At 72.9% G+C, this 25,339-nt stretch carries 18 protein-coding genes; 8 read left to right on the forward strand and 10 right to left on the reverse strand.

The window, feature by feature from the left end:
- Positions 1-46: 46 nt before the first annotated feature.
- Complete coding sequence (locus tag AB0B63_RS01520; protein WP_357013672.1) at positions 47-2,785, reverse strand: glucosidase; 2,739 nt, start codon at positions 2,783-2,785, stop codon at positions 47-49.
- Between the two features lie 45 nt (positions 2,786-2,830).
- Here AB0B63_RS01520 and AB0B63_RS01525 point away from each other — a divergent pair, with 45 nt between their 5' ends.
- The 5 genes from AB0B63_RS01525 to AB0B63_RS01545 all read left to right on the forward strand — a co-directional run bounded on the left by AB0B63_RS01525 (position 2,831) and on the right by AB0B63_RS01545 (position 11,458).
- Positions 2,831-4,771 (forward strand): amylo-alpha-1,6-glucosidase, encoded by a 1,941-nt coding sequence (locus AB0B63_RS01525; RefSeq protein ID WP_357013675.1) that lies wholly within the window; start codon positions 2,831-2,833, stop codon positions 4,769-4,771.
- Positions 4,772-4,914: 143 nt separating this feature from the next.
- Complete coding sequence (locus tag AB0B63_RS01530) at positions 4,915-6,246, forward strand: glycosyltransferase family 4 protein (RefSeq protein ID WP_208569774.1); 1,332 nt, start codon at positions 4,915-4,917, stop codon at positions 6,244-6,246.
- A 79-nt stretch (positions 6,247-6,325) separates the two neighbouring features.
- Positions 6,326-8,413, forward strand: a complete 2,088-nt coding sequence (locus tag AB0B63_RS01535) for a protein kinase (protein WP_357013678.1) — start codon at positions 6,326-6,328, stop codon at positions 8,411-8,413.
- Between the two features lie 214 nt (positions 8,414-8,627).
- Complete coding sequence (locus AB0B63_RS01540; protein WP_357013681.1) at positions 8,628-10,547, forward strand: protein kinase; 1,920 nt, start codon at positions 8,628-8,630, stop codon at positions 10,545-10,547.
- 101 nt (positions 10,548-10,648) lie between these two features.
- The gene (locus AB0B63_RS01545) at positions 10,649-11,458 is read left to right on the forward strand and encodes a metal-dependent hydrolase (RefSeq protein WP_219463626.1); all 810 of its coding nucleotides are present in this window, start codon (positions 10,649-10,651) and stop codon (positions 11,456-11,458) included.
- A 317-nt stretch (positions 11,459-11,775) separates the two neighbouring features.
- Here AB0B63_RS01545 and AB0B63_RS01550 read toward each other — a convergent pair whose 3' ends face one another.
- The 7 genes from AB0B63_RS01550 to AB0B63_RS01580 form a co-directional block, all read right to left on the reverse strand.
- Positions 11,776-12,369: an NTP transferase domain-containing protein gene (locus tag AB0B63_RS01550; protein WP_357014368.1), complete on the reverse strand. Its 594-nt coding sequence runs from the start codon at positions 12,367-12,369 to the stop codon at positions 11,776-11,778.
- A 283-nt stretch (positions 12,370-12,652) separates the two neighbouring features.
- Entirely contained in the window at positions 12,653-14,332 is a 1,680-nt protein-coding gene (locus AB0B63_RS01555) for a bifunctional 3'-5' exonuclease/DNA polymerase (protein WP_357013685.1), read from the reverse strand.
- Between the two features lie 595 nt (positions 14,333-14,927).
- Positions 14,928-15,848 carry a carbohydrate ABC transporter permease gene (locus AB0B63_RS01560; protein ID WP_357013688.1) on the reverse strand — a complete coding sequence of 307 codons (921 nt, stop codon included), beginning with the start codon at positions 15,846-15,848 and terminating at the stop codon, positions 14,928-14,930.
- Between the two features lies 1 nt (position 15,849).
- Positions 15,850-16,758 (reverse strand): sugar ABC transporter permease, encoded by a 909-nt coding sequence (locus tag AB0B63_RS01565; RefSeq protein WP_208570895.1) that lies wholly within the window; start codon positions 16,756-16,758, stop codon positions 15,850-15,852.
- Between the two features lie 20 nt (positions 16,759-16,778).
- Positions 16,779-18,215, reverse strand: coding sequence for an N-acetylglucosamine/diacetylchitobiose ABC transporter substrate-binding protein (gene ngcE / locus AB0B63_RS01570; protein ID WP_357013693.1), 1,437 nt, complete (start codon positions 18,213-18,215; stop codon positions 16,779-16,781).
- A 25-nt stretch (positions 18,216-18,240) separates the two neighbouring features.
- A complete protein-coding gene (locus tag AB0B63_RS01575) occupies positions 18,241-18,990 on the reverse strand; it encodes an SIS domain-containing protein (RefSeq protein WP_208570897.1) in 750 nt (249 codons plus the stop codon).
- Positions 18,987-19,934: a MurR/RpiR family transcriptional regulator gene (locus AB0B63_RS01580; protein WP_208570898.1), complete on the reverse strand. Its 948-nt coding sequence runs from the start codon at positions 19,932-19,934 to the stop codon at positions 18,987-18,989. Before AB0B63_RS01580 ends, AB0B63_RS01575 begins: the two co-directional genes overlap by 4 nt.
- 202 nt (positions 19,935-20,136) lie before the next feature.
- On the opposite strand from AB0B63_RS01580, the gene AB0B63_RS01585 reads away from it, so the two are divergent.
- From AB0B63_RS01585 to AB0B63_RS01595, 3 genes are all read left to right on the forward strand, one after another.
- Positions 20,137-21,171, forward strand: a complete 1,035-nt coding sequence (locus tag AB0B63_RS01585) for a BadF/BadG/BcrA/BcrD ATPase family protein (RefSeq protein WP_357013697.1) — start codon at positions 20,137-20,139, stop codon at positions 21,169-21,171.
- Positions 21,172-21,523: 352 nt separating this feature from the next.
- Positions 21,524-21,727: a cold-shock protein gene (locus AB0B63_RS01590; protein WP_043326981.1), complete on the forward strand. Its 204-nt coding sequence runs from the start codon at positions 21,524-21,526 to the stop codon at positions 21,725-21,727.
- A gap of 274 nt (positions 21,728-22,001) precedes the next feature.
- On the forward strand, positions 22,002-22,289 hold the full coding sequence (locus AB0B63_RS01595) for a hypothetical protein (RefSeq protein ID WP_208570907.1): 288 nt from the start codon (positions 22,002-22,004) through the stop codon (positions 22,287-22,289).
- Positions 22,290-22,355: 66 nt separating this feature from the next.
- Here the strand turns inward: AB0B63_RS01595 and AB0B63_RS01600 are convergent, their stop codons facing one another.
- Both AB0B63_RS01600 and AB0B63_RS01605 read right to left on the reverse strand, forming a co-directional pair.
- Positions 22,356-23,837 carry a CoA-acylating methylmalonate-semialdehyde dehydrogenase gene (locus tag AB0B63_RS01600; RefSeq protein ID WP_357014370.1) on the reverse strand — a complete coding sequence of 494 codons (1,482 nt, stop codon included), beginning with the start codon at positions 23,835-23,837 and terminating at the stop codon, positions 22,356-22,358.
- A gap of 161 nt (positions 23,838-23,998) precedes the next feature.
- Positions 23,999-25,306 (reverse strand): aspartate aminotransferase family protein, encoded by a 1,308-nt coding sequence (locus AB0B63_RS01605; protein WP_208570900.1) that lies wholly within the window; start codon positions 25,304-25,306, stop codon positions 23,999-24,001.
- Between the last annotated feature and the right edge of the window lie 33 nt (positions 25,307-25,339).

Consider the following 25,339-nt stretch of genomic DNA (forward strand, 5'->3'; position numbering starts at 1 on the left):
TCCCGAAAGGATCGCCCCGCCCGGACGGCGGCGGCCGACGGACACGCTAGCGGCCCGGCCCGCCCGGCACATCCGGGTTGTCCCGGCGCAGGGTCAGGATCAGGTCGGCCACCAGCGCCGTCCACCCGGTCTGGTGCCAGGCCCCGAGCCCGGCGCCGTTGTCGCCGTGGAAATACTCGGGGAAGGCGATCAGGTCCCGCCAGTCGGGATGGGTCTGGAACAGCTGACACGCCCCGTAGATCGGCCGGCGGCCCCAGTCGTCCCGGGTGAACAGTGAGATCAACCGGACGGACAGGTCATCGGCGATCTCGTCCAGGGTGCACTTGCGCCCCGACCGGGTCGGGTACTCCACCTGCAGGTCGTCGCCGAAGAACGCCGCGTAGTCGCGCAGCGCGCTGATCAGCAGGAAGTTCGTCGGCATCCAGATCGGGCCGCGCCAGTTGGAGTTGCCGCCGAACAACCCGCTCGTCGACTCGGCCGGCTCGTAGCCGACGCAGAACTCCTGCCCGCCCAGGTCGACCGCGAACGGCTTGTCCAGGTGGGCCCGGCTCAGCGTACGCAGACCGTAGTCGGAGAGGAACTCGTCGGGGTCGAGCATCCGGGCCAGCAGCCGGACCACCTGCTCCGGGCCGACCATGGACAGCAGCCGCTGCTGACGCCCGTCCGGGCCGAGCCGACGGGCCCCGATCACGTCGGCGTACTCGGGCCGTTGGGTGAGGAACCAGCGCAGCCGGGCCCCCAGCTCGGGCAGGCGTTGCAGGGTACGGGCGCTGAGCCGGGTGGTGGCCGCCAACGGCAGCAACCCCACCACCGAGCGGACCTTCAACGGCACCTGGCTGCCGTCGGCGAGGCGCAGCACGTCGTAGAAGAACGCGTCCTCGGCGTCCCACAGCCCCTGCGAGTAACCGGCGGCGGCGATGTACGCGAAGTGTTCGAAGAACTTCGTCGCGGTGTCCACGTACGCCCGGTCGTGCTCGGCCAGCACGATCGCCATGTCCAGCAGGTTGAGGGCGTACATCGCCATCCAGCCGGTGCCGTCGGACTGTTCGAGGACCCCGGCGACCGGCAGCGCCGCCGAGCGGTCGAACGGGCCGACGTTGTCCAGCCCGAGGAAACCGCCCTCGAACAGGTTGTTGCCGCCGGTGTCCTTGCGGTTGACCCACCAGGTGAAGTTCAGCAGCAGCTTGTGCATCACCCGGGCGAGGAACTCGTGGTCGCGCCCGCCGTCGATCTCGAACACCTTCAACGCCGCCCAGGCGTGCACCGGCGGGTTCACGTCACCGAACGCCCACTCGTACGCCGGGATCTGGCCGTTGGGGTGCAGGTACCACTCGCGGAGCAGGAGCAGCACCTGTGCCTTGGCGAAGCCCGGGTCGACCCGGGCGATGGTGACGCAGTGGAAGGCCAGGTCCCAGGCGGCGTACCAGGGATATTCCCACGGGTCCGGCATGGAGATCACGTCGAAGCTGGTCATGTGCCACCAGGCGCTGTTGCGCCCGTGCCGGCGGCCGGCCGGCGGCGTCGAACCCGGGTCGCCCTCCAGCCACCGTTTGACGTCGAAGTGGTAGAACTGCTTGCCCCACATCAGCCCGGCGATCGCCTGCCGGGCGACCAGCGCTTCGTCGGCGCCGGCCGCCGCCGGGATCACCCCGGCGAAGAAGCGGTTCGCCTCGGCCCGCCGGGCCCACACCACCGCGTCGAAGCCCGCGCCCAGCTCCGCCGGGGCCGGTGCGACGGCCCCGGGCGGCGGGGCGGTCCGGGTCAGCCGCAACCGGATCTGCCGTTGCCCGCCGGCCGGCACCTCCAGCACGTAGTGCAGGGCACCCTTGGTGCCCTCCCGGTCCGGGTTGACGGTGGCCGCGCCGGCCACCACGTGGTCGTTGATCCCGTCCTTCGGGTACGGCGAGCGACCGGCCAGCCCCCACAGCCGCTCGGCGTTGGTGTCGTTGTCGCAGAGCAGCGGAACCGGCTCGCCGTCGCCCTCCAGCAGGATCTGCCCCAGCACCCAGTGCTCGCCGACCAGCCGGCCACCCTCGCCGGTCAGCCGGGGCACCCGGTCCGCGCCGGGCGGACCCCAGGCCCAGGTGTTGCGGAACCACAGCGTGGGCAGCACGTGCAGGGTGGCCGCCTCGTCGGCCCGGTTGGCGACGGTGACCAGGATGCACATGTCCGTCGGGGACGCCTTGGCGTAGTCGACGGTGACCGCCCAGTACCTGTCGTCGTCGAAGATGCCGGTGTCGACCAGCTCGTACTCGTTCTCGTCCCGGCCGCGCAGGGCGTTCACGGCGACCAGTTCGTCGTACGGGAAGGCGGCCTGCGGGTAGTGGTAGCGCCAGCGCATCCACGAGTGGGTGGGGGTGCTGTCGAGGTACCACCAGTATTCCTTGGCGTCCTCGCCGTGGTTGCCGCCGTCGCCGCCGAGGCCGAACATCCGCTCCTTGAGGATCGGGTCGACGCCGTTCCACAGCGCCAGCGCGAAGCAGAACGTCTGCCGGTCGTCGCAGACGCCCGCCATGCCGTCCTCGTTCCACCGGTAGGCTCTGGACCGCGCGTGGTCGTGGGGGAAGTAGTCCCACGCCGTGCCGTGTTCGCTGTAGTCCTCCCGTACCGTCCCCCACGCCCGCTCGGACAGATAGGGACCCCATGCTCGCCAGTCCTGCTCCCCGGCGTCAGCCTGGGCGAGCCGGAGCCGCTCGGCGTCGGGGGACGGGGCGTCGGAGGGCGATCTGTCGGTGAGCACCTGCACATTTTCGACGCCGCCGGGGTACTTGACCACAGCGGCCATTGTCGTCGTGGCGTGTTACACCTCGCCGCCACAGGAGGAAAGAAGTTGATCGAGTTCGGTTTCGGGCCGGGGGTCTGCGGTGAACTGGCCACCGGGGCGACCCGGGAATGGCTGGTCACCGACGGTCTCGGCGGGTACGCCATGGGCACGGTGAGCGGGTTGCGGACCCGCCGCTACCACGGTCTGCTGGTGGTCGCCGGGGAAACTCCGGCCGCCCGCCGGGTGGGACTGGTCAGCCTGGACCCGGCGGTGGTCCTGCCGTCCGGGGCCCGGGTCCGGCTCGGCGCGCACGAGTGGAACTCCGGCGTGGTCGACCCGCGCGGCTACGAGTTCCTGGAACGGTTCGACCTGGTCGACGGGCTACCGCGCTGGCGGTGGCGGATCGGCGACGTGGTGATCGAGCGGGAACTGGCCATGACCCACGGCCGGCCCGCCGTGGCGGTGGTGCACCGGCTGGTGGCCGGCGGCCCGGTCCGGCTGGACCTGTCGGCCGCCTGCACCTGGCGCGACGCGCACGGCGAGCGGCGGGCCGACGGTCCGACGCCCCGGGTGGAGCCGGCCGACGGCGGCGCGGTGGTCGAGGGCGCATACCGGCTGACCGGCCCGGACTGGACGCCCGAGGGGCAGTGGTGGCTGGGCGTGCACCACCGCGAGGAGGCCGCCCGGGGGCTGCACCCCGACGAGGACCTGTGGTGCGCGGGGCGGTTCTCCGGCGCGCTGGACCGCCCCGGGGACACCGTGTCGGTGCTGGCCTGGGCCGGTGACCTGGCCGAGGAGCCGCCGCCGGCGACGCAGGTGGTGGCGGCGGCCCGGCAACGGCACCGGGCGGTGGTGGCGGCGGCGAAACCGGCCGACGCGGTGGACGCCACCCTGGCGCTGGCCGCCGACGCGTTCGTGGTGCGCACCGCCACCGGGCCGGACGTGGTCGCCGGCTACCCGTGGTTCGGGGCCTGGTCACGGGACACCATGACCTCCTACGAGGGGTTGTTCCTGTGCACCGGGCGGGCCGACGAGGGGCGGGAGCTGCTGCGGGGGTACGCGGCGACGCTGTCGGAGGGGATGCTGGCGAACACCGCCGACACGGGTCGGGTGGAGTACAACACGGTCGACGCGACGCTGTGGTTCCTGCACGCGGTGAGCCGGCACGTCACCGTCACCGGCGACACCGACCTGGGCGACGAGCTGCTGCCGGCGCTGCACGGGGTGGTGCAGGCGCACCTGGCCGGCACCCGGTACGGCATCGCGGTCGACCCGGCCGACGGGCTGATCACCCAGGGCGGCACCCCCGGCACCGCGCTGACCTGGATGGACGCCCGGGTGTACGGGGTGCCGGTGACCCCGCGTACCGGCAAGCCGGTCGAGGTCAACGCGTTGTGGATCAACGGGCTGGCCGGGTTGGCGGAGCTGACCGAGCTGGCCGGGCAGGACCCGGCCGAGCTGTGGCGGCTGCACCACCGGGCCCGGGACGCGTTCGGCAAGCGGTTCCCCACCCCGGCGGGCTGGCTGCACGACGTGGTGGACGCGCCCGCCCCGGCGTACCCGCTGGGTGGGGCGGCGCACCACGACGACGACCTGCTGCGCCCCAACCAGCTGCTCGCCTGGTCGCTGCCGTACGCCCCGCTGGAGCCGGACCCGGTGGCGCTGCGTCGGGTGGCCGCCGGGCTGTTCACTCCGCTGGGCCCGCGCAGCCTGGCCGCCGACGCGCCGGAGTTCGCGCCCCGGCACCGGGGTGGGCCGGCGGAGCGGGACGGCGCCTACCACCAGGGGACGGTCTGGCCGTGGCTGGTCGGGCCGTTCGTCGAGGCGTACCGCAGGGCCGGGCTGCCCACCGACGACCTGCTGGTCGGGCTGGTCGGACACCTGGGGGAATCCGGCCTGGGCTCGGTCAGCGAGACGGCGGACGCCATCGCCCCGCACGCCGCCACCGGCTGCCCGTTCCAGGCGTGGTCGGTGGCCGAGCTGCTGCGGGTCAGGCGGGTTCGATAGGCAGGCGTTACACACCGGCAACGGCGGCGTCTCCGCTGGTTATCCACCGGTGGGCAGGATGGGCCCCAACCCCGGGCCGCAGCGAGGACACCCTTCTGGTGTCCCACCGGCGTGCGCCCAGGACACCACCCGAAGGGGGCCGCATGTCACCTGACGCCGACGTGATCGACATCCACCCCGCCCGGCACCAGCGGGTGCTGATGCTGTCCTGGGAGTACCCGCCGGTGCTGGTCGGCGGCCTCGGCCGGCACGTACACGCGCTGGCCACCGCCCTGGCCGCCGCCGGGCACGAGGTCACCGTGGTCACCCGGCACGCCGAGGGGGCGCCGCTGGAGGAGTACGCCGACGGCGTACGCGTCCTGCGCGCCCCCGAGGACCCGGTGACCTTCCCGCTGGCCACCGGGTCCCTGCTGGCCTGGACGATGGCGTTCAACCACACCCTGACCCGGACCGCCCTGCGGGCCACCGACTCCGCCGACTACGACGTGATCCACGCCCACGACTGGCTGGTCGGGCACACCGCCGTCACCCTGGCCGAGCACCTCGACCTGCCGCTGGTCACCACCATCCACGCCACCGAGGCCGGCCGGCACCAGGGCTGGCTGCCCGGGGAACTCAACCGCACCATCCACGGCGTCGAACACTGGATCAGCAACGCCTCGACCCGGGTGATCGCCTGCTCCGGTTACATGCGCGCCCAGGTGAGCCGGCTGTTCGACGTCCCGGCGGGGCGGGTCGACGTGGTGCCCAACGGGGTCGACGACCGGGCCTGGCGGGCCCGGCCCCGGGCGGTCGCCTCGGCCCGCGCCCGGTTCGCCGGGGACGGCCCGCTGGTCGGCTACGCCGGTCGGCTGGTCTACGAGAAGGGCGTGCAGCACCTGGTGGACGCCGTGCCGCACCTGCGGGACCGGCACCCGGGGCTGCGGGTGGTGATCGCCGGGGACGGCCCGTACAAGGACGAGCTGGTCGAGCAGGTACGCCGGCTGCACGTCGGCGACAGCGTCCGGTTCGCCGGGTTCCTCGACGCCGGACAGCTCCCGGCGGTGCTCGCCGCCACCGACGCGACGGTCGTGCCGAGCCTCTACGAGCCGTTCGGCATGATCGCCCTGGAGGCGGCGGCGGCCGGCGCCCCGCTGGCCGTGGCGAGCACCGGCGGGCTGGCCGAGATCGTCGAGCCGGGCGTCACCGGGGTGACCTTCCCGCACAGTGACCCGGGCGCGCTCGCCGGTGCGGTCGACCGGCTCGTCGGCGACGAGGTCTTCGCCCGCCGGGTGGCCCGCCGGGCCCGCACCATGGTCGGTGAGCGGTACGGCTGGGCGGCCATCGCCGCACGCACCGTGAGCAGCTACTCCACCGCCCGTCGCGAACACGGCGGCTTCCAGGCCCGACGCGCCGCGACCCTGCTGACCGGCGGTCGCCAGCGGATCGCCATCCCCGAGGGCAACCTGCTGGCGTTCGACGGTGCCGCCTGCTGAGGAAACCGGGACCCGACGACCGATAGGTCCGCCCCGATCCATTGGCTACGGTGTACCTCGGCCGATGGTGAGGAGAACGGTGCAGCAGGTAGTGATCGCCGGCCGGTACCGCCTGTTGAACTTGGTGGGCCGGGGTGGCATGGGCCGGGTCTGGCTGGCCCGCGACGAGGTGTTGCATCGCGAGGTGGCGGTCAAGGAGGTGGTGCCCCCCGCCTGGTTGGCCGACGACGAACGCGACGAGGTGCGGCTGCGGACCCTGCGCGAGGCGCGCACCGCCGCCCGGCTCAACCATCCCAACGTGGTCCGGGTCTACGACGTGGTGCAGATCGAGGAACGCCCGTGGATCGTGATGGAGTACGTCCTGTCGCGGTCGTTGCAGGCGGTGCTGGACACCACCGGCCCGGTCGACCCGGTACGCGCCGCCGAGATCGGGCTGGCGCTGCTGGCCGCGCTGCGGGCCGCGCACTCCGCCGGGGTGCTGCACCGTGACGTGAAGCCGCAGAACGTCCTGGTCGCCGACGACGGACGGGTGATGCTCACCGACTTCGGGCTGGCCACCTTCGACGGTGGGGACGGGCTGATGACCCGCCCCGGGATGGTGCTCGGCTCGCCGCAGTTCGTCGCCCCGGAACGCGCCGCCGACGGCGTGTCCAGCGTGGAGGCGGACATGTGGTCGCTCGGGGCCACCCTGCACGCCGCGGTGGAGGGCCGCTCCCCGTACGCCCGGAGCACCGCGATGGCCACCCTGGCCGCCCTGGCGAGTTCCCCGCCGGACCCGGCGCCGCACGCCGGACCGCTGCGCCCGGTCCTCGACGGGTTGCTGCTGCGCGACCCTCGGCAGCGGATCGGCCACGACGAGACGAACCGCCGCCTGGAGGCGGTGACCCGGCCGACGCCCGCCGCCGAGCCGCCGACGGTGATACTGCCGGTCGCCCGTCCGGTGGGCGTGGCCCGGCCGCCCCGGCCGGGCGGGGACGGCGAGCCGACGCAGCAGCCGACGGACCGCGCGGGCAGGAGCCGCGCGGAACTCGACGCCGAACGGGAGTGGGGGCCACCAGGTCGCCGGGTCGCCGGTGACTCGGGGGAACGCCCCACCACGTCCTCCTCCCCGATGTCGGCCGGCACCACCGGCTCGACGTCGTCGGGCCCGGAGTCCGACCGTCCCGGGCCGGGTGTCGGGGCACCGGACGGCAGCGTGCCGACGTCCGGCCCGGCCACCGCCGCGCCGGGGTCGGGCGGACCTGCCCCCGCCGGTGCCGGGGCGGAACCCGGCGTCCCGGGGGGACACGGTCCCGGGGCGGACCCGGGACGCGGTGGCGCGGGTGGACGGGGCCCGGGGCGGTCCGGCGCGGGGGCGGGATCACGGCGGGCGACCGGGACGGGTGGGGTGGTCGGGATGTTCACCCGGCTGCCCGGCGGCACCCGGGGCTGGCTACTGGCCGGGGCGACCCTGGCGGTGGGGGCCACGGTGGGCATCGGCACCACGTTCGCGATCGACAACGACGAGCAGCGGGCCGCGCCGCGCAGCACCGACGTGCCCGTCACCGGCGTGCCCTCCACCCGCCCGTACGGCCCGCCGGGTGCCGACCAGGGCCGGCCGAACCCACCCCCCGGCGCACCGGGCCTCGCCCCGCCGCCCCTGCCCTGCCTGCGGCCCGATCCGGTCGGCACGAAGGTCACCGGCCGACCGGCGACCGTGGACGGCGGGTTCCGTCCCCCGGCCGGCTGGACCTGGTACGACGGTGCCGGCTTCCGGATCGCCGTCCCGGTCGGCTGGCTGCGTACCCAGGAGGGGCAGGTGGCCTGCTTCCGCGACCCGGGCAGCCGCCGGACGCTCAGCGTGGAACCGCTGGCCGGTGGTGGTGGCGGCGCGCTGGACCGGTTGCGGGCCGAGGAACGCACGCAGCTCGACTTCAACGCCCTGCCCGGGTACGACAAGATCAGGCTGGACACTCTCGACGACGACGGCGCCCAGTGGGAGTGCCGTTGGGACACCCCGTTCGGCGGCCGGGAGCACGCGGTCCGGATGATCCCGGGTCGGAACCTGTCCGGGTTCATCCTCAGCTGGTCCGCCGCCGACGAGGACTGGAGCAACTCGACCAGCCAGCTGCGGGTGGTGCGGGAGAGCTTCCAGGGTCGGTCGACCGAGGTGACCTCACCCACCTGACCGGCCCCGCCGCTGCGCCCGCCCCCCATCGTCACGGTCACCGTCACTGCGGTCGCCATCGCTGCGGTCACCGTCACCGCGGTCGCCATCGCTGCGGTCGCCATCGCTGCGGTCGCCATCGCTGCGGTCGCCATCGCTGCGGTCGCCATCGCTGCGGTCGAGAAACCGCAGCTCGGTGGCTACCCTGGTGAGGGGGCAGTCGAGGGGGAAAGTCGTGCAGCAGCAGCTGGTCGCGGGGCGCTACCGCCTGCTCGAACTGGCCGGCACCGGCGGGATGGGCCGGGTCTGGTTGGCCCGCGACGAGATGCTGCACCGGGATGTCGCCGTCAAGGAGGTCGTCCCGCCCCACTGGCTCGCCGAGTCCGAACGCTCGGAACTACGGCTACGGACGCTGCGCGAGGCGCGTACCGCGGCCCGGCTCAACCACCCGAACGTGGTCCGGATCTATGACGTGGTGCACGACGGGGACAACCCCTGGATCGTGATGGAGTACGTCCCGTCCCGGTCGGTGCAGCAACTGCTCGGCATCGAAGGACCGCTGGACCCGCACCGGGTGGCGGGGATCGGGCTGGCGGTGCTGGCCGCGCTGCGGGCCGCACACACCGCCGGGGTGCTGCACCGCGACGTCAAACCGCACAACGTGCTGGTCGCCGACGATGGGCGGGTGGTGCTCACCGACTTCGGGCTGGCCACCTTCGACGGTGGGGACGGGCTGATGACCGGCCCGGGGTTGGTGCTCGGGTCGCCGCAGTTCGTCGCTCCCGAGCGGGCCCGCGACGGCGTCTCCGACCCGCGTACCGACCTGTGGTCGTTGGGCGCCACGCTCTACGCGGCGGTGGAGGGGCAGTCCCCGTACGCCCGCGCCAGTGCGATGGCGACGTTGAGCGCCCTGGCCACCGAGCCGCCCGACCCGGTGCGTCGGGCCGGGCCGCTGCGTCCGGTGCTGGAAGGTCTGCTGCGCCGGGAGCCGGGCGAACGGCCCACCGCCGCCGAGACGGAGTCGTTGCTGCTCGCCGCGCTCGCCGCACCGCCGACCGGCAGCCCCTCCCCCGCCGGGCCACCTCCGCCCGGCGCGGCTGTCCACCGGCCGGAGATCCCGACCGACCCGGCAACCGTCGACGCGCCCCCGCCCCCGGGGTCGGCCGGATCCGGTCCCGGGATCGGTCCACCGGGACCGGATCGACTCGGACCGGATCCAGCCGGGCCGGGTCTGGCCGGGCCGGGTCTGGCCGGACCGGATCGACCCGGGCCGGGTCTGGCTGGGCCGGGTCTGGCTGGGCCGGGTCTGGCTGGGCCGGATCCAGCCGGGATCGGTCCACTGGGGCCGGGCCCGGCCGCGCCGGATCCCGCCGGGATCGGTCCGGCAGGGATCGGTCCGGCAGGGATCGGTCCCGCCGGGCCGGGTCGAGTCGACGGGCCGGGTCGAGTCGACGGGCGTACCCCGGCAGTGCCGGTGGAGGACGCACGCCGCCGCCGACGGATCGCCCTGGTCGCGGTGGCCGTCGCGGGCACCCTGCTGGCCGGGGTCGGGACGACGCTCGCCCTGCACGACGGCGGCACCACCCCGTCCTCACCGGGCGGCGGCGCCGGCAACCCGGTGGCCCGGCCGGCGGCCTTCCCGTGCACCGCGCCCGCGCCGACGGACGCCACCCCGGTCCGGTCCGCGCCACCGCCGGCGGGTGAGCGGTTCGGCCTGGTCCCGGGCTGGACCTGGTACGAGGACCCGACCGGATTCCGGATCGCCGCGCCGGCCGGATGGCTGCACTACACCGAGGGCACGGTGACCTGCCTGCGGGAGCCGGGCGGCCCCCGGGCGCTCAGCGTGGCCCCCGGCGACGCCCCGGCCGACCCGGTCGCCCACTGGCAGGCCGAGGAACGCCGGCTCACCGATGACGGCCGGCTCACCGGTTACCGTCGGGTGGAGATCGCCCCGTTGGACATGTTCCGGGGTGGTGCACTGTGGGAGTGCGAGTGGACCGGTGCCACCGGTGGCCGGCTGCACACCGCCCGGCTGCTGGTACGGGTCACCCGGGACCGGGCGTACACCGTCTCATGGCTGACAGACCAGTTCGACTGGCAGGTCAACGCGACATACTTCCTGATGATCAGGCAGAGTTTCCGCCCCGCCGACTGACACCGTCCCCTGTGGATCGTCCGGGTGATTGCCCCGTCGGTGACGGCTCTGGCACAGTGGCGTAGCGTTGTCGATCAAGAACCCGGGGAGGGCGAGGCGAGATGATGGGACCGTCCCACGCACTGTCGGGCGCGGCGGTGTGGCTGACCGGGTCGTGGGCGCTGGACTACTTCGCCGACTACCACCAGTCCCCGCTGGCGTTGGCCGTCGGCACGGCGGTCTGTGCCGGTGGCGCGCTCTTTCCCGACCTCGACCTCTCCGGCAAGGTCACCCGTAACCAGGGTGGCGCGACGGTGGCCCGCACCTTCGGCGTCTTCTCGCTCTTCGTCGCCGAGGTGATGGAGAAGATCTCCCTCGGCGTCTACTACGCCACCAAGCTCAGCCGCGACCCGCGCCGCAACAACGGCCACCGTACGCTGACCCACACCATCCCGTTCACCGTGCTGGTCGGCTGGGGCACCACCGCCCTCTGCGCCGCGTACGGCAAGTGGGCGGTGGTGAGCATCCTGTTCTTCATGATCGGGTTGGCGCTGCGCGGGCTCTTCGACGAGTGGGCCGAACGGGCCGGCTGGGTGATCGTCACGCTCGTCTCGGCCGCCGCCGCCTGGTTCACCTTCGCCACCCTGCCCGGCGACCGCGGCTACCCCATGATCGGGTTGGCGGTCGGAGTGGGCTGTTTCGTGCACATCCTCGGCGACATGATCACCAAGGCGGGGGTGCCGATCCTCTGGCCGATCCCGATCAAGCGCCGCATGTGGACGATGATCGGGCTACCGAACAGCATCGCCCTGCGTACCGGCAGCAAAGCCGAGGTGGTCGTGTTGCGCACCGCGCTGACGGTGCTCTCCGTACTCGCGGCGGTCGGCCTGGTAGCCCCCTCGGTCCTGCAACGATTCAACATAGAGGTCTAACCCCCCTCACCCACCCTCCACCCCGCCTCCGCCGCCTCCTCATCGCCCCGGCCCGGCCCGCCCCGGCCCGCCCCGGCCCGCCCCGGCCCGCCCCGGGTGATCAAGAGGTTTGCGTCAACATGGAGATCATTCTTGACGCAAACCTCTTGATCACCCGGGGGAAATGCGGGCGGGGAGGGGCGGAGTCGGCCTGGTTGGCCGTGGGTGGGGGCCGGATTCGTGGGTGAGGGGACGGTCGGGGGCCCTGGCGGAGCGATTGGCGGTCACCTGTCGTGTTCCGCGGGCGGCGGCATCCCCGCCGCCTGCCTGAGCGCTGGTCAGACGCCGACCCGCTGCGGTGGCACGGTGAGGCCGTAGAGCGCCATCAGCTCCGGGGTGTCGACCCGGTTGCCGTCGGCGACCGAGTCGCAGGCGATGTCGACGATCTGGTCCTTGTGCGCCAGCAGATACGGTCGGGCTCCGACATCGGCGCTGGCCAGGGTGGCGATACCGGCCCAGTGCCGACGGCCGAACAGCATCGGGTAACCGCGCAACCCGTCGTAGGTGGCGCAGGCGAGCACGTCCGGATAGGGCAGCGCGGCCACCCGGCGGACCGCCTCCGGGGTGAGGCCGGGCATGTCGACCGGGACCACCACCACCGCCTCGACCCGCCTGTCGGCCAGCGCGGCCAGGCCAGCCCGGATCGACGAGCCGACACCGGTGCCCCAGGCCCGGTTGACCACCACGGTGGCAGGGCTCAGGTCAGCCGCCGCCCGTACCTCGTCGGCCGCAGCGCCCAGCACGACCACCAACTGCCCGCACCCGGCCTCGGTCATTGTGTCGATCATGCAGCTGACCAGAGGCCGGGCTCCCTGGAGCAGTAATGCCTCGGGGCCGCCGAGCCGGCGTCCCCCGCCCGCCGCGATGATCATTCCTGCGATACGCACACCGGGTGCAACGAGCCCTCACCCGATCCGTGTCGGCACGAAACGGATATTTCACGCGTAATACCCACCCAACCCTGCCCCACCCCTGCCCCCACCCCCTCCCGTCCCCCACCTGCCCTCGGTGATCAAGAGGTTTACGTCAGGAAACTCGATCCTGCTGACGCAAACCTCTTGATCACCGGGGAAAGGAGGGGGCGGGGGCACGGGACGGGAGGGGACCCGGGGATGGGCGGGGTGGGGACGGGAGGAGGAGCGGGGGTGGGGTGGGTTAGACGTGGGCGTAGCAGTCGACGGTGGAGAGGTCGAGGGGGAAGCGGACGGGGGTGTCGCCGAAGAGCAGGGTCGAGGCGCGTGCTCCGGCCCGGCGGATCGCCTCGGTCACCGGATCGGCCAGCTCGGCCGGGCAGTGCACGATCACCTCGTCGTGCTGAAAGAAGACCAGCTCGCCACCGATGCCGGCCAGCTCGCCCCGGAGCGTGGCGAGCATCGTCGAGGCCCACTCGGCGGCGGTGGCCTGGATGACGAAATTCCGGGTGAACCGGCCCCGGGACCGGGCGGCCCGCGCCCGGGGTGAACGGGGGTCCGACCCGGCGTCCGGGTCCACCGGGGCATCGTCACCGGTGTCGAAGCCGGCTGTCCCCGGTGGGCAGGTCCGCCCCAGCCAGGACCGGACCAGACCGCCCGCCTCGCCGGTGCGGGCTGCCGCCTCCAGATAACCGAAGGCCGTCGGGTAGCTGCGCTTGAGCACCGCCAGGGCGGGCAGCGCCGCACCACCCGTCTGCCCGTACATCGCGCCGAGCAGGGCCAGCTTGGCGCGGGCCCGGTCACCACCGAAGGAGTCCTGCGCCAACGCCGCATAGAGGTCACCGGCCGCACCGGCGGTGGCCAGCCGGGCGTCGCCGGAGACCGCGGCGAGCACCCGGGGCTCCAACTGGCCGGCGTCGGCCACCACCAACTGCCACCCCGGATCGGCCACCACCGCCTGCCGGATCACCTTGGGGATTTGCAACGCGCCGCCGCCCCGGGTCGCCCACCGGCCGGAGACCACGCCGGCGGGGACGTACTCCGGGCGGAACCGGCCGTCGCGGACCCAGGCGTCCCGCCAGGCCCAGCCGTGCGCCGTCCAGATCCGGAACAGCTCCTTGTATTCGAGCACCAACGGTACGGCCGGATGGTCGACGCCGCGCAGCACCCAGGCCCGGGTGTTGGGCAGCTCCACGCCGACCCGGGCGAAGGCGCGCATCAGCTCCGCCGGGGAGTCGATGTGCAGCTGCCGCACCCCGAGCGCCTCGGCGATCCGGGCGGCCAGCTCGGCCAGCCGCCGGGGCGGCCCGCCCATCGGGGACGCCTCGCCCAGCAGCTCGGCGAGGATCTCACCGTGTACGTCGACCCGCCACGGCAGCCCCGCCGCGGCCATCTCGACCGCGACGAGCGCACCGGCCGACTCGGCGGCCACCAGCAGCCGGAACCGGCCGGGATGCGCGGTGGCGGCGATCCGGGTGAGCTGGTCGGCGTACACCCGGGTCAGGCTGTCGATGCCGGGGCCCGGCGGCCCGGGGACGGCCTCGAAGAGCGCAGCCTGGCCGTGACCGGGCGGCGCGGGCGGCCGGGCCGGCGGGTCGGGTGGGACCACGGCCCCGATGAGCCGGGCGTACGCGGCGGCCGGCGAGCGCGGCTCGCCCCACCGCCCGGCGTGCCCCAGCAGCAGCGCCTCGGTCAGCTCGACGTCGTGGCACCGCTCGACCCGCACCCCGGCACCCAGCAGGATGGGGTAGACCGCCGTGCCGGAGCCCCACACCCAGCGGGGACGCTCGGCGGCCTCCCGGGCGGCGACCGCGCGGGGCAGGTCGTCGACCAGCTCGACCGGGCCGGACGGGCGGCCGGCGGCGTCCAGCGGCCGGAGCGCGCCACCGCCCCGCTCGCCCGCCACCACCGCCACCGCCGCCACGGCCCGATTCTGCCCCGCCCCTGTGACACCCCGCCGCTTCCGCCGGTCGCCGGGTCCGTCCACCTGTCGGGCCGTCACCTACCGACGCCCGCGGATCGCCCACTGCGGTACTGAGGGGCAGGGGGCGATCCGGCACCCGGACAGCTGCCGCAGCGCAGCGGCGGGGCCCGGTGCCGCCGCGGGGCCCAGCGGCCCAGCGGCCCAGCGGCCCAGCGGCCCAGCGGCCCAGCGGCCCAGCGGCCCAGCGGCCCAGCGGCCCAGCGGCCCAGCGGCAGGATGGTAGTGCCAGGGAGAGGTATGCCTAGGTGGCATATTTATGCCACCTAGGCATACCGGTCTTCGCACGTGAGTGTCTGTTCAGCCCGAGTCCCTCGGCCGGTGACCCGCGCCCCGGGACCCGAGGCCCGAGAACCGAGGCCCGAGAACCGCGGCCCGGGACCCGAGGCCCGAGAACCGGGGCCCGGAGCCCGAGAACCGGGGCCCGAGAACCGAAGTCCCGGGCACTGACCACGCATGAGGGCTGGCGGCAGGGCGGAGCGCCAGCCGGCCCGGCGGCGGGATGGCGCGGGTCGCCTCGCCGCCGGGACGGAGGGGGCTACTTGACCGCGCCGGAGGTCAGACCGGACTGGATCTGCCGCTGGAAGATCGCGTACACGATGATCATCGGGAGGATGGCGATGGTCAGGGCGGCGAACAGGCCGGACCAGTCGGCCTCGTAGCCGGCGTTGACCGAGATGTCGGCGATGCCCTGGGTGAGCACCCACTTGTCCTTGGCGTTGGAGAGCAGCACCAGGGGCAACTGGTACTGCGCCCACTGCCCGATGATGTTGAAGATCGCCACGCTGATCAGGCCCGGCTTCGCCATCGGCAGCATCACCTGGAAGAACAGCCGGGTGTGCGAACAGCCGTCGATCATGCCGGCCTCGGCCACCGAGTTCGGCAGCGTCCGGAAGAACGCGGCCAGGAAGAAGATGGTGAACGGCAGCGAGTAGGCGATGTAGACCAGGATCACGCCGGTGTGGGTGTCCAGCAGGCCCAGGTTGCGGACCACGAAGAACAGCGGCACCAGCGCCAGGAAGACCGGGAAGGCCAACCCGGAGACGAACAGGTAGTAGATCGCCCGGTTGCCCCGGAACTTGTACCGGGCCAGCACGTACGCGGCCATCGAACCGAACAGCATGGTGCCGAAGGTGCTGCACGACACCACGAAGACGCTGTTGAGGAAGTACCGGCCGACGTGCGCCTTGGTCCAGGCCCGGCCGAAGTTCTCCCAGCGCAGCTCGGCCGGCAGCGTCCACGGGCTGCTGAAGATCTCGCCGGTGTTCTTGAACGCGGCCAGGAACGTCCAGAGGATCGGCACGATGACGATCACCGCCCAGACGGCGAGCGCCAGCTGACCGAGCCCGCTGAACAGTCGTACCTCGTGGTGCTCGCCCCGGCCCTTGCGGGTGCGGGTGGCGGGCCGGCCGGGCGGGGTGTCCGCCGCGGCCGGCGGCAGCGTCGTCTGTGCGGCCATGTCAGTACTCCACGCTTTCCCGCTTGGTCAACCGCAGCGTCAGCGCCGCGAACGTGAGGGTGAGGAAGAACAGCGCCACACCCATCGCCGAGGCGTAGCCGTACTTCGAGTAGACGAAGGCGTTGCGGTAGATCTCCACCGCCAGCACCGTCGTCGCGCCGTCCGGGCCGCCGCTGTCCACCGAGAGCACCGCGACGATGGCGAACGCGTCGAACGCGGCGATGCCGAGATAGACCCAGGCCACCTGGAGGGTGTCCCAGAGCAGCGGCAGGGTGACCCGGAAGAACAGCATCACCTTGCTCGCCCCGTCCATCTCGGCCGCCTCGTAGATCTCACCCGGGATCGAGGCCATCCCGGCCGAGAAGAGCACCACGTAGAAGCCGACGGCCTGCCAGACCAGCACCGCGATGATCGACCACAGGGCCAGGTTCGGCCGGACCAGGAACAGCACCGGGTCCAGCCCGATCTTCATCAGCACGCCGTTGATCAGGCCGGACTCGTTGGGCCGGTACACCATCTGGAACAGCACCGCGATGATGGCCACCGCCAGGACCTGGGGGAAGAAGAACACCACCCGGTAGAACTTCGACCCCCGGACCCCCTGCCGCTGGCCACCCACGCTGCGTCCGCCCACGTTGAGCAGGAAGGCGAAGAACAACGCGATGGCGATCGTGATCAGCGGCAGGGCAAGCAGCAGTACGCCGTGGTGCTGGACCGCCTGCCAGAAGCGCCCGTCGTCGAGCAGCCGCCGGTAGTTGTCGAAGCCCACCCACTGCGGGGCGGACAGCCCCCGCCAGTTGGTCATCGAGATCTGGAACGCCTGCGCGTACGGTGCGATGACGAAGACCACGTACAGCGTGACCGGGGCGAAGAGGAACCCGATCACGAACGGATACTTGCCGTGCCGCATGATCCCGCTACTCCGATCGGTCAGCGCGTGAACTTGGCGACGGAGCTGTCCTTCTTGATGGCGTCGGCCCGCTTCTGGATCCGCTCCACGAAGGCGTCCGCCTTGATCCGGCCGAACATCAGCTCGTTGGTGGCGGTGCGCGCCTCCGTGTCGAGCTCCTTGTACCAGCCGTCGAAGTACAGGTTGAACACGTCCTTGCCGGCGGCGGCGAGGGCGGCCTGCGAGCTGGCCACACCGGGCGGGAAGGCGAAGCCCTGGCTGCCGGCGGTGACCACGGTCGGGGCCTTGACCACCTCGGTGAAGCCCTTCGCCCCGGCGACCGAGAGCATCTGGCGCATGTACTCCAGACCACCGCGCGGGTTCTTGCTCTTGGCCGAGACGAAGTAACCCTCACCGGCGGTGGCCCGTACGGCGGTGGCGGGCAGCTTGTCCGAGCCGGTGAGGCTGGGCACCGGCATCAGCTGGTAGTCGAAGCCGGCCGGGGTGTCCTTCTTCTGCTCGCCCTCCAGCCAGTCGCCGCTGGGGTAGAGGGCCAGCTTGTACTGGTTCTGCCGCAGCTGCACGTCGGTGTGCTTGAGCCCTTCGAAGCTCTTGTCGACGTACTTCGCGCCGATCTCCTCCCATGCCTGGGCGGCCTGCTTGACCGCGTCCTGCTGCCAGGCGCCGTCCTCCAGGTTGTCGATGTTCTTGAGTACGTCGGTGCCGCCGATCTTCGCGGCGTGGGTCAGGATGACGTTCCACTGGTAGTAGGCGGCGTTCGCCCCGGCGTAGCCGTACGGGGTGATGCCCTTGGACTTGATGCCGTCGAGCAGGGCGGTGAACTCCGACCAGGTCTTCGCGGGCGCCCAGCCGTTGTCCTTGAACAGCTTGCCCGAGTACCAGATGCCGAAGACGGTGGAGACGTAGTACAGGACGTACGGCTTGCCGTTGAACGAGCCGGCCTCGACGGTGCCGGGGACGACGGTGTCGCGGACCTTCTTGTTCGGGTCGTCGACCGACGGGGCGTCCCACAGCTCGGTGAGGTCCATCAGCTGCCCGTCGGCCACCAACGACCCGAAGTCGATCAGCTTCTCGCCGGAGTTGTTGACGAACTCCGGCGGGTTGCCCGAGGCGAACCGGGGCTGGAGCACGGTGGAGACCGCCTGGGTGGACTGGTGCTTGATCTCCGCCTTGGGGAACGCCTTCTTGTACAGCGGCTCGTGCACGTCGGTGGCGTACTTCTCGCCGTAGCCGCCGTTGAAGATGACCACCTCCAGCGGGGCGTCCTCGGCGACACCCAGCGGGTTGGCGGCGCTCTTGGTGCCCTCCTCGGCCTTGGTGGTGGTCTCGTCGGAGCCGCTGGTGGCGCAGGCGCCGAGCAGGCTGACCACCGGGGTGGCGAGCAGGCCCGCCGCGGCGGTGCGGCCCAGCAGGGTGCGCCGGCTCAGCGCGGCGGGGGTCTCGGGGGTGTTCGACATCGTCGTCTCTCCTTGGGTGTCCGGGTCAGGCGGTGCGCCGGAGACGCCCGGCGTACCGCGACTCGAGGGCGAGGTTGTGCGCGTCCCCACCGGGGACGTTGGCGGAGAGGTAGATAGGGGGTACCTCTCCGGCCTGGTGGAACCGTCGGACGACCTCCGCGGTCACCAGTTGCGCCAGCAGCGCGGAGGTGACCGAGGAGACCGCACAGACCGCGCCGCCGCCCTCCAGCGGCAGCAGTGCGTCGCCGTACGGTGCGCCGTTGTCCAGCACGACGTCGGCGAGTTCGGCGAGTCGGCGACCGGACGGGTGGCGGGGCGCGACCCGTGCGGTGTGGGCGACCGAGGTGACCGCGATGAGCGGGTGGCCGTGCCCGGTGACCAGCGTCGCCAGCTCGACGACCGAGCCGTTGATGCCGGACTGGGAGGCGATCAGGAAGACGTCGGCCGGCTGCGGCCGGGCCAGCGGGTAGAGCTGGTGGGCCACGGCCGGGTCGCGTTCCAGCTTGGGGTCGGTGAGCACGTCGCGCGGGGCGTCGCCGTGCAGCACCAGGTCGTGCAGGCCGATCCGGTTGGTGGGGACCAGGCCGCCGGCCCGGGCCACCAGTTCGGCGGCGAACGCCTCGGAGTGGCCGGCGCCGAACGCCTGGAGCACCCCGCCGGCCCGCAGGCTGGTGGCGATCAGGTCGGCGGCCCGGCCGATCGCCTCGGCCTGGGTGTCGAGCAGCCGGTCGAGGACGGGCCGGACGGCTCGCGCGTACCCCTGGGCACTGATCATGACGTGGTCCCCTTCGCGGCCTTGTGCCCGTCGACGGCCTGGGCGGTACGCCGGAAGGCCGCGTGGGCGCGGTCGTGGGTGCGCTGCGCCACGGCGATGTAGAGCAGGTCGAGCACGACGAGTTGGGGGTGCCGGGCGGACAGCGCGTCCGGCCGGAAGGTGGTGGCCTGGCTGGCGGTGAGCAGGACGATGTCGGCCAGTTCGGCGAGCGGGGAGCGGGGGAAACCGGTCAACGCGACGGTGGTGGCGCCCCGGCTGCCCGCCTCGGCGAGCATCTCGATGGTCTCCCGGGTCTGCCCGGTGTGCGAGATGCCCAGCGCCACGTCGCCGACGCCGAGCAGCGCGGCGCTGGCCAGCCCCTCGTGCACGTCGCTCCAGGCCCATGCCGCCACCCCGATGCGGTGCAGGCTGAACTGCATCTCCTCGCCGACCAGCGCGCTGCCGCTGGCGCCGAAGATGTTGACCCGGGCGGCGCCGGCGATGGCGACGGCGGCCCGTTCGACCTCGGCGAGGTCGAGCAGGGTGGCGGTGTCGTGCATGGCGCGGGTGTCGGCGGCCATGATCTGGTCGAGCACCCGGGCCAGCGGGTCGCCGGGCTGGATCTCCCGGCCGATGTCGACGGTCCAGCCGGCCGAGCGGGCCCGGCCGGTCTCGGAGGCGATGCCCAGGCGCAGGTCGGCGTAGCCGTCGAAGCCCATGGCCCGGCAGAACCGGGTGATCGTCGCCGGTGAGGTGCCGCTGCGTTCGGCCAGCTCGACGATGGTGGCGCGGGCCGCTGCCTCCGGGTCGCTGAGCACCTGCTCGGCGACCCGGCGCAACGCTCCCGTCAACTCCCCCGTGCCGGCCCGGACCCTGGCCAGCACTCCGTCCGCGCTGCGCCGGTCGACCGGCTCGGCATCGACCACCGCGGTTGCCGCGGTGGTGTCCGCCTCGTGCTCGGCCATCGACGCACCTTTCGGAAAAGAGTGTTAACTGTTAGTGGTAAAAGTTCTTACTGAAGGCCCCTTCCTGTCAAGACCATGGGCGAAGTTTTCAAACTGTTACCTGTCGCGACGGCCCGCCACCGACGCCCGGTCTTGCCCTGCGACACCGCACCGACCAGCATGGACACCCCCACACCAGCGCACCCCCGGGAGGCCCGCGAGGATGTCCGACACCGTCGTGGTCGGCCTCGACGTCGGGGGTACGTCCACCCGGGCCACCGCCCTGACCCTCACCGGCGAACGCCTCGGCACCGGCCGGGCCGGCGGCGGCAACCCCACCAGCCACGGTGCCGAACGGGCCGCCGCCGAACTGTCGACCGCCCTGCGGGAGGCGCTGCGCGACGTCGACCCGACCCGGGTCCGCGCCGGGGCGATCGGGTTGGCCGGGGCCGGCCGGTTGCGCGCCGACCCGGCCGGCCGGGCCGCCTTCGACCGGGCCTGGTCGGACGCCGGCCTGCACTGCCCGTACACGGTGCACAGCGACGCCCTCGTCGGGTACGCCTCCGGCACCGCCGCAGCCGACGGCACGATCCTGATCGCCGGGACCGGGGCGATCGCCGCCCAGGTGTGCCGGTGGCGACTGGACCGGGTCGCCGACGGGCACGGGTGGTTGCTCGGCGACGCCGGCTCCGGGTTCTGGCTGGGCCGGGAGGCGGTCCGGCGTCTGCTCGCCGACCTGGACGCGGCCCGGACGCCGGGGCCACTGGGCCGCCGGGTGCTCGCCACCCTGCTGGGGGACGACCGGGTCGCCGACCGGCCCCGGGAGACCGTGGACGCGGTGGTGCAGGCGGTCACCCGCCGACCGGCGGTGGAGCTGGCCCGGCTCGCCCCGCTGGTGGTCGTCGCCGCCGCCGAGACCGAACCGGTCGCCGGCACGCTGATCGAGCGGGCCGCCGGGCTGCTGGCCGACAGCGTCGCGCGGATCCGACCCGCCGGCGCGGTGGACCCGGTGGTCCTCGGCGGCGGCCTGCTCACCGGTGGCACCCCACTGGCCGTCGCCGTCACCGCGGAGCTGGCCCGGCGGTGGCCGGTCGCGCCCCTGCGTCCGGCCGGCGACGGTGCCTCCGCGGCGGCCTGGCTCGCCGCCCGCGACCTGCCGGGGGCCACCGATCCAGCGGCTCTGCACCCACTGTTCGTGCCGGACCCGCCGGTCGACGGGAAGGGTGTCCATCTCGACTCTTCCCAGGTCCACCCATAAGCGATATTCGTCGATACCTGCGACCGGTCGGGTCTTTCGCCGGGACGCCTCCGGCCACGGTTGGGCGATGACGAAGATCGATGGACGTGGCGATTGCCACCCGCGCACCGGCGGTCCGGTGGGTGCACGACATCACGTCCAGGCCCATCCCCGCCCCGGAGTCGCGACGGATCGTGTGCTACGGTAACCGAGTTGCAGTTTTGATTTCCGTAGACGTCTTATGGCGCCTGGTGGGTTATCCAAAACCCATCCGGGCGCTTTTCGTTTTTCGTGTCGTTTCGATGCGGGTTATCAACTCGGCGGCTCAGGGTCCGCGCAGTGCGGTCTCTCCACAGCCTGCAGAGGAGCAGACATGACTACAGGTACCGTGAAGTGGTTCAACGCCGACAAGGGCTTCGGCTTCATCAGCCCCGACGACGGCGGTGCCGACGTGTTCGCCCACTTCTCCGCGATCTCGGCGAGCGGCTTCCGCAGCCTCGACGAGAACCAGAAGGTGGAGTTCGACGTCACCCAGGGCCAGAAGGGCCCGCAGGCGGAGAACATCCGCCCGCTCTGATCCACACTTCACGCACGGCGGCCCGACTGGTTCAGCGGGCCGCCGTTCGGCGTTTCCATCGCTCACCACGGCGACCGGGGCTGAGCGACCAGGGCCGCCCGGCCAGGCGTGAGCCGACGCAGACCCCTCCCGCTACGCGCCACGTTCCACAGCGCCGCCGCCCTGACGGTCGGGGCACGTACGACCCTGGTCCCGGTGGAGCACAGCCCGACGCCCCGGCTCCCGATGACCACGGCCGGGGGCCGAGGTGCGCAGCGTTCACCCTGAAAGGCTGATGACTTTGACGACGACCTACTCGGGTCCGGCGAGGCTGATCCTGGCCGACGGCGCACGCATATCCGGGATGGCTTCCCTCAGCACCAACCAACGCGGTGGACTCAACGGCTGGGGTGGCACCTTCCGTCCGGACGAGATCACGACGGACCTTCGCAACGCCGTCGAGGGACTGCAACTGGAACTGCCCTACGACCGCGTGGGAACGGTCGCCGTCACCGGCTTACGCAAACTACTCGCCACGCAGGTGTTGATGTCGCTGGCAGGCCGCGGACCCGCACCATTCTGACCGTACGCCCGCACGGCCCCACCACCGGACACGGTCACCCGTGCCTGCGGGGTGTGCCGCGGCTGCTCAGCTCTGGGTGGGGAAGCCGAGGTTCACCCCGCCGTGGCGCGGGTCCGGCCAACGGCTGGTGACCACCTTGCCCCGGGTGAAGAACCGCACCCCGTCCTCACCGTGGGCGTGCAGGTCACCGAAGAGCGACGCCTTCCAGCCGCCGAACGAGTAGTAGGCCATCGGCACCGGGATCGGCACGTTGATCCCGACCATGCCGACCTGGACCTCGTACTGGAACCGTCGGGCCGCCCCACCGTCGTTGGTGAAGATCGCCGTGCCGTTGCCGTACGGGTTGGCGTTGACCAGTGCCAGCGCCGCGTCGTACGAGTCAACCCGGACGACACCGAGCACCGGGCCGAAGATCTCGTCGGTGTAGATCGACATGTCCGGGGTGACGTGGTCGAACAGGGTCGGGCCCAGCCAGAACCCGTTCGGGTCGCCGTCCGGGGTGACGTCCCGACCGTCCACCACCGGCACCGCGCCCGCCGCCACCCCGGCCTCGACGTACCCACGGACCCGCGCCAGGTGCGCGGCGGTGACCAGTGGCCCCAGGTCGCCACCGCGCCGACCGTCGCCGGTGCGCAGCCCGGCCATCCGGTCGGCGATCCGGGCGACCAGGGCGTCGGCGACCGGCCCCACCGCCACCAGCGCGGAGATCGCCATGCACCGCTGGCCCGCCGAGCCGAATCCGGCGTTGACCGCCGCGTCGGCGGCCAGGTCCAGATCGGCGTCGGGCAGCACCACCAGGTGGTTCTTGGCCCCGCCGAGGGCCTGCACCCGCTTGCCGGTGAGCGTCGCGCGCCGGTGCACGTGCCGGGCGACCGGGGTGGAGCCGACGAACGACACCGCCTGCACGTCGGGGTGGTCGAGCAGCGCGTCGACCGCCTCGGCGTCGCCGTTGACCACGGTGAGCACCCCGGCCGGCAGGCCCGCCTCGACGAACCACTCGGCCAGCAGCAGCGCCGCGCTCGGGTCCTTCTCGCTCGGCTTGAGCACCACCGCGTTGCCGCAGGCCACCGCCACCGGCACGAACCACAGCGGCACCATCACCGGGAAGTTGAACGGCGAGATCACCGCCACCACCCCCAACGGCTGCCGCAGGCTGTACGAGTCGACCTCGGTGGACACGTTCGCGCTGAAGCTCCCGCGCAACGCCGAGGCGATGCCGCAGGCGTACTCGATCACCTCTAGGCCGCGCTGCACCTCCCCGGCGGCGTCGGCGAGCACCTTGCCGTGCTCGGCGGTGATCACCTCGGCGAGCCGGTCCCGGCGGGCGTGGACCAGCTCCCGGAAGGCGAACAGCACCGCCGTGCGGCGGGCCAGCGACGCGTCCCGCCAGCTCCGGGCGGCCCGCCCGGCCACCTCGACGACCATCGCCACCTCGGCCGCGTCAGCCAACGCCACCCGGCCGGTACGCCGGCCGGTGGCCGGATCGAAGACGTCGGCGTACCGCCCGGACGTCCCGTCGATCCGCCTACCGTCGACGAAATGCCCGATCCGGGTCGCGTCGCCCGCCCCCTGCCCGACGTCGGCAAAGTCGTCTCCGCTGTCGGCCGCCGCAGCCACCGGCCCGGCAACCAACGGCCCGGCAGCCACCAGCCCGGCAGCCACCGGCGCTGCGGGCGGCGCTGCGGAGGGTGGCGTCCCGCCCGGCGTGCTCACCGGGCCGCCTGTGCCGCGACGGCGCACCGGATCGCCTCGACCAGGATGGCCAGCCCCTCGCGGGCCTCGTCCTCGGTGAGGGTCAGCGGCGGGCCCATCCGCAGCACGTTGCCGTGCAGACCGCCCTTGCCGACCAGCAGGCCACCGGCCCGGCACGCCTCGAAGACCCCGGCGGTCAACACCGGATCGGGCTCCAGCCCGCCGGGGCGGACGAACTCCACGGCGAGCATCAGACCCTTGCCCCGCACCTCGGCGACGCCGTCGAGGTCGGCGACCGTGGCCCGCAGCCCGTCGAGGAGGATCGCGCCCACCCGCGCCGCGTTGGCCTGCAGGTCGTGGTCGCGCAGGTAGTCCAGGACCGCGTTGCCGGCGGCGGTGCAGAGCGGGTTGCCGCCGAAGGTGGAGAAGCTGATCGCCGGCACCGACTCCATGACGTCCGCCCGGCCGACCACGCCCGCCAGCGCGAACCCGTTGCCGATGCCCTTGGCGAAGGTCAGCAGGTCCGGGGTGACCCCGTGCGCCTGGTAACCCCAGAAGTGCTCGCCGGTACGCCCCCAGCCCGTCTGCACCTCGTCGGAGATGAGCAGGATGCCGTGCTCGTCGAGCACCTTGCGCCAGCCGGCGAACAGCCCGTCGGGCGGGGCGACGAAACCGCCGACCCCCTGGATCGGCTCGGCGATCAGGCAGGCCACGTCGCCGCTGGTCTGGGTGGCGAGCACCTCGCGCAGGTCCTCCACGGCGGCCTCCGTCCGGTCGGCCTCGGGCAGCCGGGCGAGTAGCCCGCGCAGCCGCTCACCGGAGTGCAGAAAGGCCACCTGGAGCGGGTTGTGCGCGCTGGCCGTCCAACCCCCGTTGCCGGTGATCCCCATCGTCGCGTACGACCGGCCGTGGTAGCTGTTGCGGACGGCGAGGATCTGGTGCGACCGGCGGTGGTTGGTGGCGACCAACAGCGCCGCCTCGTTCGCCTCGGTGCCCGAGTTGGTGAAGAAGACCCGGGCGTCCGGGATGCCGGCGAGCGAGGTCACCCTCTCGGCCAGCTCCACCTGTTGCCGGATCAGGTAGAGGGTGGAGGTGTGCACCAGACCGGTCCGCAGTTGGCGCTCCACCGCCTCACGGATCTCCGGGATGTCGTAGCCGATCATGTTGGTCAGCACACCGCCGAAGAAGTCCAGGTAGCTGCGGCCCTGGGCGTCGGTGACCCGGCGGCCGGACCCGGCGACCAACTCGATCGGCTCGGCATAGTAGAGCGGCATCCAGGACGGGAGCACGGCCCGGTGTCGGGCCAGCAGGTCGTCGGCGGTCATCGGCACACCCTTCAGCGGCGGCGGCTTGCGCGT

The sequence above is a fragment of the Micromonospora sp. NPDC049081 genome (assembly GCF_040648835.1).
Taxonomy (GTDB): Bacteria; Actinomycetota; Actinomycetes; order Mycobacteriales; family Micromonosporaceae; genus Micromonospora; species Micromonospora antibiotica.

Coding starts and splice junctions, on each gene's coding strand:
- AB0B63_RS01530 (WP_208569774.1), top strand. CDS start 4,915: ATGTCACCTGACGCCGACGTGATCGACATCCACCCCGCCCGGCACCAG.
- AB0B63_RS01580 (WP_208570898.1), bottom strand. CDS start 19,934: ATGGCCGAGCACGAGGCGGACACCACCGCGGCAACCGCGGTGGTCGAT.
- AB0B63_RS01595 (WP_208570907.1), top strand. CDS start 22,002: ATGACTTTGACGACGACCTACTCGGGTCCGGCGAGGCTGATCCTGGCC.
- AB0B63_RS01545 (WP_219463626.1), top strand. CDS start 10,649: ATGATGGGACCGTCCCACGCACTGTCGGGCGCGGCGGTGTGGCTGACC.
- AB0B63_RS01560 (WP_357013688.1), bottom strand. CDS start 15,848: ATGGCCGCACAGACGACGCTGCCGCCGGCCGCGGCGGACACCCCGCCC.
- AB0B63_RS01605 (WP_208570900.1), bottom strand. CDS start 25,306: ATGACCGCCGACGACCTGCTGGCCCGACACCGGGCCGTGCTCCCGTCC.
- ngcE (WP_357013693.1), bottom strand. CDS start 18,215: ATGTCGAACACCCCCGAGACCCCCGCCGCGCTGAGCCGGCGCACCCTG.
- AB0B63_RS01585 (WP_357013697.1), top strand. CDS start 20,137: ATGTCCGACACCGTCGTGGTCGGCCTCGACGTCGGGGGTACGTCCACC.
- AB0B63_RS01575 (WP_208570897.1), bottom strand. CDS start 18,990: ATGATCAGTGCCCAGGGGTACGCGCGAGCCGTCCGGCCCGTCCTCGAC.
- AB0B63_RS01520 (WP_357013672.1), bottom strand. CDS start 2,785: ATGGCCGCTGTGGTCAAGTACCCCGGCGGCGTCGAAAATGTGCAGGTG.
- AB0B63_RS01550 (WP_357014368.1), bottom strand. CDS start 12,369: ATGATCATCGCGGCGGGCGGGGGACGCCGGCTCGGCGGCCCCGAGGCA.
- AB0B63_RS01565 (WP_208570895.1), bottom strand. CDS start 16,758: ATGCGGCACGGCAAGTATCCGTTCGTGATCGGGTTCCTCTTCGCCCCG.
- AB0B63_RS01590 (WP_043326981.1), top strand. CDS start 21,524: ATGACTACAGGTACCGTGAAGTGGTTCAACGCCGACAAGGGCTTCGGC.